17 protein-coding genes are annotated in these 15,969 nt (G+C 42.3%); 8 read left to right on the top strand and 9 right to left on the bottom strand.

Annotated elements, in window-relative coordinates:
• Positions 1-37: 37 nt before the first annotated feature.
• The 3 genes from FBF75_RS15815 (at position 38) to comJ (ending at position 2,814) form a co-directional block, all read left to right on the top strand.
• The gene (locus FBF75_RS15815; RefSeq protein WP_007498233.1) at positions 38-466 is read left to right on the top strand and encodes a NucA/NucB deoxyribonuclease domain-containing protein; all 429 of its coding nucleotides are present in this window, start codon (positions 38-40) and stop codon (positions 464-466) included.
• Between the two features lie 126 nt (positions 467-592).
• Positions 593-2,290, top strand: coding sequence for a methyl-accepting chemotaxis protein (locus tag FBF75_RS15810; RefSeq protein ID WP_099496297.1), 1,698 nt, complete (start codon positions 593-595; stop codon positions 2,288-2,290).
• Positions 2,291-2,427: 137 nt separating this feature from the next.
• The gene (gene comJ / locus FBF75_RS15805; protein WP_081114847.1) at positions 2,428-2,814 is read left to right on the top strand and encodes a competence protein ComJ; all 387 of its coding nucleotides are present in this window, start codon (positions 2,428-2,430) and stop codon (positions 2,812-2,814) included.
• Position 2,815: 1 nt separating this feature from the next.
• On the opposite strand, the gene FBF75_RS15800 is transcribed toward comJ, so the two are convergent.
• Together FBF75_RS15800 and FBF75_RS15795 are read right to left on the bottom strand one after the other, a co-directional pair.
• Positions 2,816-3,622 (bottom strand): AAC(3) family N-acetyltransferase, encoded by an 807-nt coding sequence (locus FBF75_RS15800; RefSeq protein ID WP_048001303.1) that lies wholly within the window; start codon positions 3,620-3,622, stop codon positions 2,816-2,818.
• A 24-nt stretch (positions 3,623-3,646) separates the two neighbouring features.
• Complete coding sequence (locus tag FBF75_RS15795; RefSeq protein ID WP_026050043.1) at positions 3,647-4,066, bottom strand: Lrp/AsnC family transcriptional regulator; 420 nt, start codon at positions 4,064-4,066, stop codon at positions 3,647-3,649.
• Between the two features lie 116 nt (positions 4,067-4,182).
• Between FBF75_RS15795 and FBF75_RS15790 the strand changes: the two genes are divergently transcribed.
• Positions 4,183-4,947: an MBL fold metallo-hydrolase gene (locus FBF75_RS15790; protein ID WP_017366587.1), complete on the top strand. Its 765-nt coding sequence runs from the start codon at positions 4,183-4,185 to the stop codon at positions 4,945-4,947.
• Positions 4,948-4,993: 46 nt separating this feature from the next.
• Here FBF75_RS15790 and FBF75_RS15785 read toward each other — a convergent pair whose 3' ends face one another.
• Positions 4,994-5,323, bottom strand: coding sequence for a YckD family protein (locus FBF75_RS15785; RefSeq protein ID WP_017366586.1), 330 nt, complete (start codon positions 5,321-5,323; stop codon positions 4,994-4,996).
• Positions 5,324-5,561: 238 nt separating this feature from the next.
• Between FBF75_RS15785 and FBF75_RS15780 the strand changes: the two genes are divergently transcribed.
• Entirely contained in the window at positions 5,562-6,377 is an 816-nt protein-coding gene (locus FBF75_RS15780) for a transporter substrate-binding domain-containing protein (protein WP_370529221.1), read from the top strand.
• A gap of 12 nt (positions 6,378-6,389) precedes the next feature.
• Positions 6,390-7,067, top strand: coding sequence for an amino acid ABC transporter permease (locus tag FBF75_RS15775; protein ID WP_008347854.1), 678 nt, complete (start codon positions 6,390-6,392; stop codon positions 7,065-7,067).
• Positions 7,068-7,291: 224 nt separating this feature from the next.
• Here the strand turns inward: FBF75_RS15775 and FBF75_RS15770 are convergent, their stop codons facing one another.
• The 5 genes from FBF75_RS15770 to FBF75_RS15750 form a co-directional block, all read right to left on the bottom strand.
• A complete protein-coding gene (locus FBF75_RS15770) occupies positions 7,292-8,590 on the bottom strand; it encodes an arsenic transporter (protein WP_008342056.1) in 1,299 nt (432 codons plus the stop codon).
• 129 nt (positions 8,591-8,719) lie between these two features.
• On the bottom strand, positions 8,720-9,952 hold the full coding sequence (locus FBF75_RS15765; protein WP_017358555.1) for a PucR family transcriptional regulator: 1,233 nt from the start codon (positions 9,950-9,952) through the stop codon (positions 8,720-8,722).
• Between the two features lie 125 nt (positions 9,953-10,077).
• Positions 10,078-11,625, bottom strand: coding sequence for an L-glutamate gamma-semialdehyde dehydrogenase (pruA, locus tag FBF75_RS15760; RefSeq protein ID WP_072367505.1), 1,548 nt, complete (start codon positions 11,623-11,625; stop codon positions 10,078-10,080).
• Positions 11,626-11,648: 23 nt separating this feature from the next.
• Entirely contained in the window at positions 11,649-12,566 is a 918-nt protein-coding gene (locus FBF75_RS15755) for a proline dehydrogenase family protein (RefSeq protein WP_007498256.1), read from the bottom strand.
• Between the two features lie 160 nt (positions 12,567-12,726).
• Positions 12,727-13,530: a nucleotidyltransferase domain-containing protein gene (locus tag FBF75_RS15750; protein WP_136944910.1), complete on the bottom strand. Its 804-nt coding sequence runs from the start codon at positions 13,528-13,530 to the stop codon at positions 12,727-12,729.
• A gap of 60 nt (positions 13,531-13,590) precedes the next feature.
• On the opposite strand from FBF75_RS15750, the gene FBF75_RS15745 reads away from it, so the two are divergent.
• Entirely contained in the window at positions 13,591-13,905 is a 315-nt protein-coding gene (locus FBF75_RS15745; RefSeq protein ID WP_008342068.1) for a hypothetical protein, read from the top strand.
• Positions 13,906-13,975: 70 nt separating this feature from the next.
• On the opposite strand, the gene FBF75_RS15740 is transcribed toward FBF75_RS15745, so the two are convergent.
• On the bottom strand, positions 13,976-14,938 hold the full coding sequence (locus FBF75_RS15740; protein WP_060832064.1) for an acetylxylan esterase: 963 nt from the start codon (positions 14,936-14,938) through the stop codon (positions 13,976-13,978).
• 210 nt (positions 14,939-15,148) lie between these two features.
• Here FBF75_RS15740 and FBF75_RS15735 point away from each other — a divergent pair, with 210 nt between their 5' ends.
• On the top strand, positions 15,149-15,934 hold the full coding sequence (locus FBF75_RS15735; protein ID WP_060832063.1) for a carbon-nitrogen family hydrolase: 786 nt from the start codon (positions 15,149-15,151) through the stop codon (positions 15,932-15,934).
• Positions 15,935-15,969: the final 35 nt, after the last annotated feature.

The following is a 15,969-nucleotide window of genomic DNA, read 5'->3' as shown; positions in this document are numbered from 1 at the left end:
TTACAAAATACGCTAAAGAGAAAGAGAGCTAGCATCTATGAAACTTCTTAAAACCATTCTCTTGCTTTTATTGATTGTCATTGGTATAGCGACAGGCTATGTCCAACTAGGGCAACATAAACAAGAGACGACAAACTCTTCTTATGACAAAACCATTCACTTTCCATCAGATCGATATCCAGAAACCGCGAAGCACATAGAAGAAGCTATTGACGAAGGCCATTCTTCCATTTGCACCATTGATCGAAAAAATAGTGATGAGCAAAGAGACAAATCACTTCATGGCATTCCAACAAAGCGTGGTTATGATCGTGATGAATGGCCAATGGCGATGTGTAAAGAAGGTGGAGCAGGGGCTTCTGTCAAATATGTACGTCCTTCGGATAATAGGGGGGCAGGCTCTTGGGTAAGTCATCAATTATCAGATGATCCTGATGGCACAAGAATCCAATTTATTATCGAGTAGCACGATCTTTCCTTTTTTCATAACAAAAATTTCTGTGTAAGTGCATTCACGTATATCAAACATTTTTTTCATGCCGATAATCTTTAAGGAGGGATACCCTACCTTATACCTAAAGGAGTAAAAAGCATGAAGAAAAAAGGAAAACTGAGGCTTGGCGCCAAAATAATGCTGATCTTTTTAAGTGTCCTCATCGTATTTTCAGCAGTGGTTGGTTATGTAGTGAACCGCGAAATGACAGAGAACATTAAGCAAATGGCCACCGAAAAAGCAAAAGGCGATCTAAAGCTAGGATACGCTTACCTAACTGAAAAGGTTGCTGGCTCGTGGCAGATAAAAGATGGCAAGCTTTACAAAGGAAATACTCAAATCAATAACCATGACACATTGGTTGATCAATTAGCCGAATATACTGGTGATACAATCACGATTTTCCAAGGAAATACCCGTGTTGCCACAAATGTCATGTTAAACGGGAAACGAGCTGTAGGAACCGAAGTCTCACCTGAAGTAAAGGCCGCTGTTTTGGATAAAGGCGAGAATTATTACGGAACAGCCAATGTTGCCGGGAAAGACTACCAAACGGCTTATATGCCCATCAAAAATGATACAGGGGAAACGATTGGTATTTTCTATACCGGTGCAAATCAAAGCATGATTTCACAAATGCTTCAGTCTTTCTTTATTCAATTTGTCACGGTTCTACTGTTAAGTTTAATTGTTTCTGTTATCATTATTTCTATTTTCACAAAGCGGATTCAGACACGTCTCAAACATATGGCATCTGCTATTAAGAGTGCAGGCGAAGGAAATTTAACCATCAACGTGACAGATCACACAGGCGATGAACTTTCTGAGCTGGCAGGTCACTTTAATAAGATGCGTGAGAAATTAAATCAAACCATTTTAAATGTGATCAAAACATCTGAATTAGTAGCCACCTCTTCTGAGGAGCTGTCAGCTAGCGCAGAAGAAACGAGTGCAGCATCAGAGAAGATTACCCATACCATTCAAGAAGTCGCTCAATCGTCTGAACAGCAATCAGCCCAAATGACAGCTAGTGAGCACACGATGAGACAAGTATCTAACGAGCTAGTAAACATCACTGAAAATGCGGGACAAATGGCAACAAGAAGCCAGTCCGCACAAGAAATGGCCCAAAAAGGTGTACAAAATATCGGTGAAGTCAATTCACAAATGACATCTATTGCAAAATCAATTGAAGAGAACGGTTCAGCAATTCAAGCGCTAGAAACACGTTCAGCCGAGATTGATCAAATTTCCAAAGTGATTACAGATATCGCTAACCAAACTAATCTACTTGCTCTTAATGCGGCCATTGAGGCAGCACGCGCAGGTGAACACGGAAAAGGTTTTGCCGTTGTGGCAGACGAAGTGAGGAAGCTCGCAGAAGAATCGCAAACCTCATCCAACATGATTTCACATCTCATTTCCGAAATACAAAAAGAGATGAATCATTCGACGAGTGCCATTAAACGAGTACGAGAGGAAGCGGCTCAAGGGGCTGTTCTTATTTCTCATACAGAGGATTCATTTATTGACATTCAGCAGTCAATGAAGGAAATGGCAGATGGCATTAAACATTTATCGGATGCATCCCAAAAAATCGCAGCTTATACAAATGATGCGAAGCAGACCTTTGCCTCTATCACAGAAGGCGTTAAACTGACGAGTGAACATTCACAACAAGTAGCAGGTTTAACAGAAGAACAATTTGCAGCAATGGAAGAAGTAACAGCTTCATCAGAGGCTCTTGCCCATTTAGCAGGAGACCTAAAAGAAATGGTTTCACAATTTCACATCTAGATCCCTCATACAGTAGCGCAAGACGGCGACAATCGTCTTGCTGCCTAACATTCTCTTCAATTATCTTACTTTCAAACATTCACTTTTCAACATGATCGCGAGCTGGACAAATTTTATGAATAAAGGAGTTTATCTATATGAATGATTTAAATCAAATGTATCCCCTATCTATCTCCTATCACCAAATCACCGTATACACTGGAAGCGCGACGCCACCTGTGATTGATTGGACAGATGACGATATTCTTCAAGGATTCGCAACTGGGGATCGAGGTATTTCTTTTGAAGGCATCAATAACGGAAAGGCTTCTATTATCGTGACATTAAACAGCCATGAGCCTCCATCATCCGTTGATAGAGTCATCACAGTGCCATTTACTCATTCAAGTGATCATGTTTATCTAACAAGCGTCATGGCACAGATACTGTCTTTCTCCATTCCAAAAGGAGACTATCAGCTCACCTGCTATATATCTGAGCACCCTGATCAAGATCTCTATTATTTTGATTTTCAGACTGCTTAGATCACGCCTGGTCGTACTGCTCAAGCCATTTTTCTGCAAAATCGACTGATTCTCTCATCGGCAATAAATACGAATTGGCTAGCCCGATTTGACTGTGGTTATAACTACATTCTGATTGTAAAAAATCACGACCAATCTGTTCAAATAGTTCTTCTCTTGTGATGATATCTTGATACTCTTTCCACACCCTCCAACCATTCTCTAAAATGGGGGCCCCTCGTGTCATGAGGTCTTGCTGTGAGATTCGATATTCAGCTAAGTGAAAAGCTGTCACACTCTCGAATGACGTGCCAATTAGCAGCACTTTTGCATCAAGATCGTACATACGTCCAAGAGGTGAATTTTCTCCTAAACCATAAGGAAGCGCATGGTGGTTCAACACTTCATGTTTCCTTTTCCCCCAGGCGGTGAATGAGAAATGAGGATGATTGCTTCTTTCTACGCCTGGGTATTTCCAAAAGGTCTCCGCTACCTTTCCCATTGCTGTTGGAGCTGTGTACGCCGGATCAAATGCAGGCATCGTGTCTTTGATCGGTTTCCACCAAGAATAAGGAACAGGCGGATTGATCCAATCAGCAGGATCAGACAGCTCTAATGTTTGTGCCGGCATAATCAGTGTTCCTTCATCTGTTAAAATATCCATCATAGCTTGTATAACGGCTATAGCTCCTCCATTCACCCAGCCAATAGATGACAAGGATGAGTGGACACATAAGGTCATGCCCTTCCTCACACCGAGTTGAACCAAATCCGCTTTGATTCTTTCCTTTGTGATCGGCTCAACCTGATGTTCGATTAATTTTTTCATCGTTTATTTCCTCCTGCGCCTCATCTATTCTTGATGAGTGAGACGTTTCACAGCGATAGACAATTTATAATTTGCATGCTTTGTTAGCTCCGTTAAAAATTGATCAAGCTCATCATGACTGGAGAAATGTCCTTCAGCCATATAACAGCCCTCTCCACTAATTTTAAACAGGTTTTTGATTTCTTCCTTTTGATGGAGAAACGATAAAAGCGGTTCATGATCATGACTTCGGGTAAAGAGCTGCAAAAATGTTTGGATGTTCTGCTGTGTCCGCCAGTTAATTGAAATGGTATAGGCTTCAATAATCCCCTCTTCTTCAAGCTTTAAAACTCTATTTTTAGCAGCTTGACCGGTTAAATGGACTTTTTCACCAAGTGCTTTCATCGTCAATCGACTATTCTTTGAGAGTTCTTTTAATATATCCATATCTGTTTTGTCTAGCATTGGCTCACCTCTTTCAAAAATCAAGTCGTTCCGCTGAAAGACTTTCATGATCCTCTGTCACATGAGGCTCTTTTAATATACTGTAAACTTAATGAGAAAAAAAGGAGGCCTTTCTAATGAAAATAACACTCATTCGTAATGCTACTTTATACCTTCAATATGGTCCGTCAACATTTTTAATCGATCCCTTTTTAGCAGCAAAAGGAACCTATCCACCGTTCCCGCATACTGCCAATCAACATGCAAACAATCCAATTGTTGAGCTGCCTGCAAACATTGATTTGGACAAGATATTACAGCCGGATGCTGTCCTGCTCACTCATTTACATGTAGATCACTTTGACGACGAGGCAAAAAAGAGATTAGCTCAAACTTTGCCGATCTATACTCAATCAGAGAAAGATCGCACGGAAGTAAAAGAAGCTGGATTTCAGCATGTTACATGCATTGAAGATGAAATGGATGTTTGCGGTGTTCATATCAAACGAACTGGCGGGCAGCACGGGACAGGAGAAACCGCTAAACGGATGGGACAAGTGAGCGGTTTTGTTTTCTCTCATCCTGATGAGCCTACTCTTTATATTGCAGGAGATACCATTTGGTGTGATGAGCCGAAAGAGGTTGTGAATACATGTCAGCCAGATATTATTGTGGTCAATAGTGGGGCTGCCCAATTTTTAGAGGGAGATCCAATTACGATGACAAAGGAAGAGATTGTAGACATTCACCATACTCAACCACAAGCTCAAATCATCGCCTGTCACCTTGAAGCCGTGAATCATTGTTTATTAACAAGAGCCGCATTAAAATCTTACATTCAAGAGAATCATGCAGATCAGGCCATTTTTGTCCCTCAAGATGGTGAGACGCTGACCTTTTAACACATAAACAATAAAAACCGGCACCTTGCTGCCGGTTTTCTTAAACTTATGGTCGATGGTGCTGTGGTTTTTTTAGTAATGGAACAAACCCGTTATTTTTTAAGTGATTGTAATGTTCATCCATTCGTTTTGTGATGTGCGTGCCTTGTTCCTTCGTTAACACACCATACTGAACGTATTTTTCGATCACTTCTTTTCGTTTAGACAAAATTTGCTGTTCAAGTACTTCAATTTGTTTTTGTTGCTCTGTCGTTAATTTTACTTGATGCGTGACGGGGCGCTTTTCCATTTGGGGTGTTTCTCCATGAGCCGTATTCACCTGAAAACCAAATAATAGCACCATCGTTAGTATGATCAAACCACTTGTTTTTTTCATCTCTGTCGTTCCCTCCTTTATTCGATTTTAATTTGCGCACTCTTTCCTTTTTTATACATTATTCACCCCATCAAATTGCACATAATATTCTTACTTTTTCGCTTTTCATCTGAAAACGTTGTCCTAACTGAAAAAGCGTGCTATGTTTTGTTTTGTATAAAAAATAGAGGAGGATTCTTAAATGAGTCGTTTTTATCATAGAAAACCTATATGGGTGCTGCTTGTTGTGTCTGCTCTCATGCTTGTCATGTCTGCTTGCAATCAATCAGGCTCATCTCAGTCTGGAGAATCAAAGTGGGATCAGATTCAAAAGAAAGGGAAAATCGTTGTCGCTACTTCAGGCACCTTGTATCCTACGTCTTACCATGATACATCGAACGGCAAGGATCAATTGACTGGCTATGAAGTGGAAGTCGTCAAAGAAGCATTTAAGCGCCTTGACGTAAAAGTAGAATTTAAAGAAATGGGTTATGACGGTATGCTCAGTGCCATTAATTCAGGTCAGGTGGATGCCGCTGCAAACGATATCGACATCACAGATGACAGGAAAGATAAGTTCGCCTTTTCAACACCTTATAAATACTCATATGGAACCGCTATCGTCAGAAAAGATGATCTGTCAGGTATTAAAACGCTAAAGGATTTAAAAGGAAAGAAAGCAGCAGGTGCTGCAACGACCATTTATATGGATGTTGCCCGTAAGTATGGTGCAAAAGAAGTCATCTATGATAATGCCACAAACGAGCAATATTTAAAGGATGTTGCAAACGGCCGTACAGATGTCATTTTAAATGACTACTACTTGCAAACACTGGCGCTTGCTGCATTCCCTAAGCTAAATATTACGATCCATCCAGACTTAAAATACATGCCGAATGAACAAGGGTTTGTGATGAAAAAAGACAATACAGAGCTTCAAAAAGAATTAAATCGTGTATTAAAAGAGATGAAAAAAGACGGAACCATGAAAAAGATTTCGGAGAAATTCTTTAATCATGCTGACGTCTCAAAGAAAATTGATGTTGATGTCGAAGATGTCGACATTTCTAAATAAGGAGCCGCAGCCGTGGGAGATATTCATTTAGAATATATCTTTAATCCTGCACTGGCAAAAGCGTCATTTCCGTTTGTGATGAAAGGCATCTGGCTGACGCTGCTCATTTCTTTTGTGAGCATGTTTTTTGGTACGATTCTTGGCTTTTTTATTGCCCTTGCTAGAATGGCAAATACATGGTTCCTTCGGCTGCCTGCACGGCTGTATATTTCATTCATGCGAGGGGTTCCCATTCTGGTCATTTTGTTTATCCTTTATTTCGGATTCCCTTACATCGGCATTGAATTTACAGCTGTCACTGCTGCTATTATTGGATTCAGCTTCAATAGTGCTGCATACATTGCCGAAATTAACCGGGCGGCCCTCTCCTCTGTTCCAAGTGGTCAAGTGGAAGCCGCCAAATCACTTGGTCTCAGCTATTGGCAAACGATGCGCGGAGTCATTTTGCCTCAATCCGTGCGCATTGCACTACCGCCCCTGACCAACGTCATGCTTGATTTAATCAAAGCTTCCTCACTAGCGGCAATGATTACTGTGCCCGAACTCTTCCAGCAAGCAAAAATTGTGGGCGGAAGAGAATTCGATTATATGACCATGTATATATTGGTTGCCTTGATTTACTGGGGCATATGCAGTGTGGTCTCATTGCTCCAAGACTTTTTGGAAAAACGCTATGCAAAATATCTATAACAAGAAAAAACAGATCCATGGGATCTGCTCAGATTGTTAACAAAGGGCTAAAATGAACTTGATTTTAGCCCTTTGTTTTCTTTTCAGCGTGATAGAAAACCTTTGCAGTCTAGGAAGGACGAGTACTGGCACGGAGCGAATTTGACATTCGTGAGCACCAGCACGCAGGACTGACAAAGAATGCGAGGGTTTGTCTATGCGCTGAGATCCATGGGATCTGCTTTTTAATGTATCAGCCATAACCACACATACAACCCCAATAACGTGATGATCAGAGTCGGTATGGTTAGAATGATTCCAGCTTTCATGTATGCCCCCCAAGAAATATGCACACCTTTTTTCTTCAAGACATGAAGCCACAGCAATGTCGCCAATGAACCGATTGGGGTCATTTTCGGGCCAAGGTTTGAGCCGATGACGTTGGCATAAATCAGTGCATCTCTCATCACACCTGCTGTATCTGTGTGACCGATGGCAATCGCATCAATTAAAACGGTTGGGAGATTGTTCATGACAGAAGATAGCACTGCTGCCAGGACCCCCATAAACATCGTTCCCGCAAGTAAACCGTGTGACGCCCCCTGTTCAATCCACGCCGCTAAAATTTCTGTCAGGCCGACATTTTTCAGCCCATACACCACGACATACATGCCGATAGAGAAAAACACAATCGACCAAGGTGCTTCTTTGACGACTCGTTTTGTCGCCACTTGTGGACTCCGTTTCGCCAGCCATAAGAAAGCAATGGCAATGCCGCCTACAATGATTGACACCGGAATGCCTGCCAATTCCCCAGCAAAATATCCAACAAGCAAGCATCCTAACACATACCAAGATAACCGGAACATGCGCAGATCACGAATGGCCGAAGCTGGTTCCTTCGCCTGCGAAACATCGTACGTTTTCGGGATGAGTTTCCGATAAAACACATACAGCACAAGCATACTAGCGCCAAGCGATACAAGGTTTGGGACGAACATGTTTGCTGTATATTCAAGAAAGCCAATATGAAAATAATCGGCTGATACGATATTGACCAAGTTACTAATGACAAATGGCAGAGACGTCGTATCTGCAATAAAGCCGCTTGCCATGACAAATGGCAGGATCATACGCTCATCCAGCTTCAGCGCTCTGACCACAGATAAAACGATCGGGGTTAAGATAAGTGCCGCTCCATCATTGGCAAAAAAAGCTGCTACCACAGCGCCGAGCAATGTTAAATAAATAAACATGCGGACCCCGTTCCCTCTTGCGGCTTTTGCCATATGAAGTGCCGCCCATTCAAAAAAACCAATTTCATCTAAAATCAATGAAATGATGATAATTCCAATAAATGCAAAGGTGGCGTTCCAGACAATTTGGGTAACTTCCCATACATCGCCCAAATGAACGACCCCAAAAGCAAGAGCAAGAATCGCTCCCCCGCACGCTGACCATCCAATGGTTAAACGTCCTGGCTGCCAAATGACAAGGACGAGGGTCATGATGAAAATCAAAATGGCCAAGGTGACTGATCCCAAAGGTGGCCCTCCTTTCACTTTCCTCATAAAATCTTTATCTATCATACAACGAAATAAGGCAATTGTATGCCATTTTATAATCTCGCATAAAAATCCGCAGGTCATCCTTTGCACCTGCGGAGTCCACGCCTATTGATCTTTTTTCATCAGCATCAATTCAATAAATAACTCACATCGCTGGCTAAAATGACTTAAATCAATAGACGTCATTTCAAAAATTTGTTTCATTCGATAGTTTAGTGTATTTTGATGAATAAACAACTGCTCTGCAGCTGGTTTTAGCTTGCAATTATTCAATAAGTAGACCTCTAAGGTTTTTAAAAATGATGTTTGGCTGTCACGGTCTTTTTCCTTTAGGCGCAACAAATCTGGATTAAAGTCGTTTTTCTTTTTTTGGTGACTGTAAATCGAGTCTAAGAACCGGAAGACCCCCAAATGCTCGTAATCGTATGGAATCAATTCCTGTCCGCCGACAATCTTCACTGCTTTCACGACTTCTATCGCTTCAAATCGACTTGTGCTCATTTTCATGACATCTCGATATTCTCTTCCCATCCCAATATATAAAGGAGATGGGTGTGTATGCGTTTTCGATTGAAGATGGGCGACGACATCCGCAGCGGTCGCTTTTGGTGAGTGGCGATCTGACAAACTGCCTAATATCACGACGATGTCTGCTTGCACAGAGTAGACATGATTGACCTTGTCTTCTAGCTGTAAATAGGTTCTAATCACATCCTTCACATCTTCTGCCGTCTCACTTTTGTTATCGGCGGCATGAACAACCATCACAGTAAAGACAGCTGGCAGTGGAATGCTTAAATTCTCAGCTTCCCATTTTAGCTCTTCTTCTGTATAAAAATGATCATCCATGACCTTTTTGAAGAACTCTTCAATCTTGCCTTCCTTTTTCTCCAACTGTTTCTTATTTTTATAAATAACTTTTCCAACCTGAAACGATGCCTCATGTAAGAATTGCAGCTCCTCTTGAGAGAGAGAATCTTCAATGTCCTGCACCCAAATAAAGCCCACAACCTCTTGCTTGTGCTTGGCGCTCACAGCTACTCGTCGATTAAACCCGAGCTCCTCATGACCATTCACATAAAAAGGATTTGAATCTGTATATAGCTGCTCAATGACCCCTGTTTTTTTTAACCAATCCACCACAGCACCCGGACATTCCTTTGAGAAAATGGTTTGCTGATTGACTGGGTCGAACTGCTGGATGCTGTAAGAATTATAAGCAAGCAGCTGACATTCAGTACTTTCTAAAATGACTGGTTTCTTTAAATAACCACTAATAAATGCAATTAATTTATCGACATCAAAAAATGTATGAAGCTTTTCTAATATCTCTTCCATCCCGATTGCTCCCTGAATAAGTGATACATTTATCATACTTCTTTCCAGTCATATTTGTATAGAAACAAGTCGTAGACAGGTAAAAAAAGCATGAACTCGCCTGCACGAGTTCATGCTTTTCCATATTAAAACATTTCGCTGATCGTTTTGGCCTGCATGTGCAGAGCAAGATAATCTGGTCCGCCTGCTTTTGAATCAGTTCCTGACATTTTAAAGCCGCCAAATGGGTGGTATCCCACAATCGCTCCCGTACAGTTACGGTTAAAGTAAAGGTTCCCGACATGGAACTCCTGCTTCGCACGGTTGATGTGATCACGATTATTTGTAATGACCGCACCGGTTAGCCCATATTCTGTGTTGTTGGCTACTTCAAGCGCCTCATCAAAGCTTGAGACTTTTGAGAAAGCTAGGACAGGTCCAAAGATTTCTTCTTGCATTAAACGAGATGTTGGCTCTAGATCTGCAAACACGGTTGGATGAATGAAGTACCCTTCTGAATCATCACTTGTTCCGCCAGTGACTAGACGGCCTTCTTGCTTGCCAATCTCGATATATTCTGTGATCTTGTCAAAGGAAGCTTGATCAATGACAGGTCCCATGTAAACATCAGCTGATAACGGATTCGCTGTTGTTTTCGTTTCTGTGATTTCCTTCACTCGCTCAACGACTTGGTCATACAGTTTCTCGTGGACGACTGCCCGAGATCCAGCTGAACATTTTTGACCTGAGAATCCGAAGGCTGATGTGAAAATGGCGTTAGCCGCTAATTCAACATCTGCATCCTCATCTACAACGACTGTATCCTTACCGCCCATTTCAGCAATGACACGCTTTAAATGCTGTTGTCCTGGCTGTACTTTTGCCGCACGTTCAAAAATACGTGTGCCCACTTCTCTTGATCCAGTGAATGTAATAAGGCTTGTTTTCGGATGATCTACTAAGTAATCTCCAACTTCTGCTCCGCTACCTGGCACGAAGTTGACAACACCTTTCGGCAGACCTGCTTGCTCCAGTTCTTCTACAAAGCGGGCAGCAATGACAGGCGTCGCACTTGCTGGCTTTAATACGACTGTATTCCCTGTGACGATTGGTGCAACGGTTGTCCCTGCCATGATCGCAAACAAGAAGTTCCATGGTGGAATGACAAGCGTCACGCCAGTTGGTGTGTACACATATTGATTGCGTTCCCCTTCGCGGCTGTTCACCGGTTTGCCTTTCGCAAGCTCTAGCATTTGACGGGCATAATACTCTAGGAAGTCAATGGCTTCTGCTGTATCTGCATCCGCTTCATTCCAAGGCTTCCCTGCTTCTTTTACGAGAAGGGCTGAATACTCATGCTTTTTACGGCGAATGCTTGCCGCAGCGCGGAATAAGACGCCGGCTCTTTCTTCTGGAGACGTGTAGCGCCATGTTTCAAACGCTTTTGCCGCAGCTTGAATCGCTTGCTCTGCCTCTTCTTTCCCAGCTTTTGATACGGTACCCACGACTTCTTCCTTCTTCGCCGGATTGATCGAGACAATCTTGTCTGTTGTTTCGATTCTTTCTCCATTAATCACAAGCGGATAGTTTTGCCCAAGCGATTCTGTTACTTTGGCTAATGCTTGTTCAAACGCTTGGCGATTTTCTTCCTGGCTAAAATCCGTGAATGGTTCATGCTTGTAAGGTGTTGTCATCTTTGTCACGCTCCCGTTTCAAATTATTTTCTCGTCATCCCTTTTAAAGCAAATGCAATGTTTGCCGGTCGTTCTGCAAGACGTCTCATGTAGTAGCCATACCACTCTCGTCCATACGGGGTGTAGACCCTCATTTGATAACCTTCCTTCACGAGTGCTTGCTGTGTTTCTGATCTCATGCCATACAGCATTTGAAATTCGAACTGATCTGTCTGTATATTGTGTTTTTTCACAATATGTTTCGTAAATTCGATCATTTGATCGTCATGTGTCGCAATGGCTGTATAGTTCCCTGAGAGTAATTGCTTTTCGATCAGCTTCTTGTAATTCTGATCGACGTCTTTTTTGTTTGGATACGCCACTTCGGCGGATTCCTTATAGGCACCCTTTACAAGTCTTAAAAATGGTTGCAACTCATTTAGGTCATCAAGATCTTGTTCTGTTCTGTACAAATACGCCTGCAACACCGTACTGACATACTCATATTGAGATTTCATTTCTTTAAAAATGTCCAGCGTTTTTTGACAGCGCTGTTCATCCTCCATATCAATTGTCACCATAATACGGTGTTTCTCTGCCGTATCTAAAATGCTTTTCATATTGCGATACACAAGGTCATCGTCAATATCTAAGCCAAGCGATGTCATTTTAAGTGACACATGGGAATTGAGTCCCGCCTCTGCAATTCGCTGAATGGTTTGAATACACTCATTCGTCCGCTCATTTGCAATCTCTGCCTTTGTGACAAACTCACCGAGGTGATCAACCGTTACGGCCATACCTTGATCGTTTAATCGTTTGATGACAGGGATAGCGCTCTCAAAATCCTTCCCACCGATGATTTTCTTTGATGCAACAGCACTTCCCCAATTACGAGCAATATGGTTCAAGAGACTGCTCTTTGACAAAAACAAGAAGAAATTTCTTGTGACCGACTCCATAAAGGGCACCTCCCACTCTTTGTAAGCTATGTCTTTATTGTAAGGCTCATGAGCTGTCCACTACAATATTTGAAGATGACAAAAATTCTGACTTTTTTTGTGGTTTTATCACAATAAGAGATAAAAAAGAGCCTACCGCTAACCGGCTGGCTCTCCCCTCCTACGCCCACACCTCATCAAGGGTAGACTGCAAAAGCTCATTTAATTCTTGCATCAGATTGTCTTTCGGCTGATTGTAGCTTTTCACCAATTCATCAAAACGCGCCAGCTCTTGATCAATAAATGGATGGACATGAGCGAGACGGTTCTCTACATCCATTTCTTCTCCGTCCATTTTACGTTTGAGCAGTTCGTGAATTTCTGCTAACAGCGGGCCTTCCTCCACAAGCTCCTTGAGTAATTCATGAAAGTCCATTGGTGGAACTGTTCGGTAACGTTCAATCCACTGACAGGCAAGCAGCGGACGAAGCACATAGAAATACTTCTTGATTCGCACCTGCTCTCCTCGTAAATGCCGGCTTTCATTCCGCTTCGCCATATTGAGGTAATGATACATCAAAGCCGCAGGGTAAAACGCTCGATCCTTTAATTCTCTTAGCTCCTTTGCCAAAGAGAAAGATTCAGCATAGATGATATCAGAAGACAACCATTCCATAATGGACGGATTTGATTTATTGAATAGGCGCAGTGCCTTTCTAAGCTCCCAGCCGCTGATATCAAGCATGTCATCAATCGGTCGTTCTATGACATCACGATGCTCTTCCATCGCCCAATACCATTCTTTCCGGGGAACATATAAAAAGCGAACATCATAATCACTATCGGTCGAGGGAAAACCCCATGCCCTGCTGCCTGATTCGACGGCAAGACAAATCTTGACGTCATACGTTTCTTCGATGATTTTCAGCTCTTTCTTAATTCTCTCTCTCAAGTGTCCATCAACTCTTTCTATAGAATTCTGCATGACTTCTTCACCTTTTGGGAAAATACGAATAAGACATATATGAAAAAGGAGTTGGATCTGATGTCTATATCTCGCATTATGAAATGGATCACTGGGATTTTTGAAGCTTGCCTTGCTATCCCTGTGATCGGAGGTCTATTCGTTATCAGCAATGGCTATTCACCGCTCATGGTCATGCTTATTCTGCATATTATCACACTCGTCTTATCGAAGCGAGACCAGGGACCAATGATCGGAAGTATCATTGGAATTGTCACATCCTGCCTGGCATGGATTCCGATTCTCGGATTCATCCTTCACATCATCACAGCCCTTGCCCTGATCGTTACAGCATTAGTACCTGATGAAAAAACAAGACAGAACACCAGTTATTAAGCTGATCGCTCCAATAGCTGAAAAAGACAAAGAGCTAAAATGAATGTCATTTTAGCTCTTTGTCATGCTCTTATGTTGATAGAAGCAAATGCTTTTGTAAAAAGGACAGCTTCTCTGTTTGAAAAGCAGGAATAAACTCGTGCCCAAAATATCGGTACACTTTCAGCTCTTTATCTGTTTCTAAATGATTGTATGCCGCAAACACGGTGGATGGCGGTGTCACTTGATCAATCAGACCGATCGCCATCAATGTTGGCTGTTTCACCCAGCCGGCTAAATTGATTAAATCAAAATAGCTTAATGTCTCAAATGCCTTTTCCTCCACTTTCGGATCACTGTTTCTTCGAAAGTATGAATTGATTTCTAAATAAGGCTGCTCCAAGGCTACATCAACCGCACGCTCAAAATTTGATAAGTAAGGATAGTCTGCCACAACGACTTTTGGAATATCTGAAAGGGCTGCGGCCGCAATCGCTAACGCACCCCCCTGACTTCCACCGATCACGCCGATACGGTGTTCATCTACTTCGGGGAAAGACTGAATGACTTCGAGTGCACGAACAGCATCTAGATAAACACCTCGATAATAGTACGTATCCTTCGACAAAATGCCTTTTGTCATCCACCCTAATGCATGCCCGCCTGGCGTCACTGATGTGTCTTCACTGCCACCTTGACCACGGACAAGCATTCCAAACGTCGCATAGCCATGCAGCGCCCAATTGACAATATCATGAATACCACCGTCATAGCTTCCGTTATAGCCATGAAATCGAACAAGAGCAGGATGCGGACCTGTTTGATCAGGTACGGCATACCAGCCTTCAATACGCGATTGCCCAAAGCTCTGATACGTCAGGCGGTATACGTTGACCCCTTTCACTGGATAATCAAAAGGGTCTAACGTTGGTTTGGCCTTCACTTGATTCAGTTCTTCCAGAGATGATTTCCAAAAGTGAGCAAAATCAGGACGTGCTGTTTTTTTGGGTTTATATTCTTTTAGATCTTCTAGTGGTAAATCGAACAATTGCATACCCTACTATTCCCCTTTGTTTTGTTAGTTATATGTATCATATCATTGATTTCTCGACTTAGAAAGTCATTTAACAAAACCTTCTGACATTTCTATTGGCAAAGATGGCGGAAAGCTTTATGATAAAGAAACTGGCTTGAAGACTAGATGCTTCAGGCAATATCACCCGAACCATTCATTGCATGAAACGAATAAAGGAGGCAGACCGACATGAACATCGCCCTGATTCAAATGGACGTACAAATAGGAGAACCTGATGTAAACTTTCAGAAAGCAGAAGAATGTTTAGAAGAAGCCATCCGCCAACAGCCTGATTTGATTATTCTACCTGAAATGTGGAATACCGGCTATGCGCTGGAACAAGCGGATGAGCTTGCCGATGCAGATGGCGAGCGAACAAAACAACTCTTCTCTTCCTTTGCCCGCAAGCACCAAGTGTATCTCATCGCAGGCAGTGTTTTAAATAAGAGGACAGAAGATGAAAACATCACCAATACAATGTATGTCTTTAACCGTCAAGGTGAGCTTTTGTTAGATTATGATAAAATTCATTTATTCCGCTTAATGGATGAACACAACTATTTAACCGCCGGTCATCAGCTTGGTTTATTTAACTATGATGAAGATGTCAAGATTGGCACCATGATCTGCTATGACCTCCGCTTCCCTCAGCTTTCTAGGACGCTCGTGAACAAAGGGGCGAAGGTGCTTGTTAATACCGCTCAATGGCCGTCAGCAAGAGTGGACCATTGGCGCAGTCTGCTCATCGCAAGAGCCATTGAGAATCAGTCATTTGTGATTGCGGTGAACCGGACGGGCACAAGCAGAGACACTGAATTCCCTGGTCACTCCATGGTGATTGACCCGCTCGGACGCATTCTACTTGAGACAAATGATGAAGAAGACATTTATTATGCAAACATTGATCTTCAGCTCGTAGATGAAGTGAGACAACAAATCCCCGTCATGACAGATCAGCGGCTGGATTTATATTAGAAAGCAGGGGACTCCCCTGCTTTTTACGTTTAATT

The organism is Bacillus sp. S2(2019), from assembly GCF_005144805.1.
In the GTDB taxonomy this organism is placed as follows: Bacteria; Bacillota; Bacilli; order Bacillales; family Bacillaceae; genus Bacillus; species Bacillus altitudinis.
The sequence above is the reverse complement of the archived record's forward strand: the minus strand, read 5'-3'. Positions and strand labels throughout refer to the sequence as shown.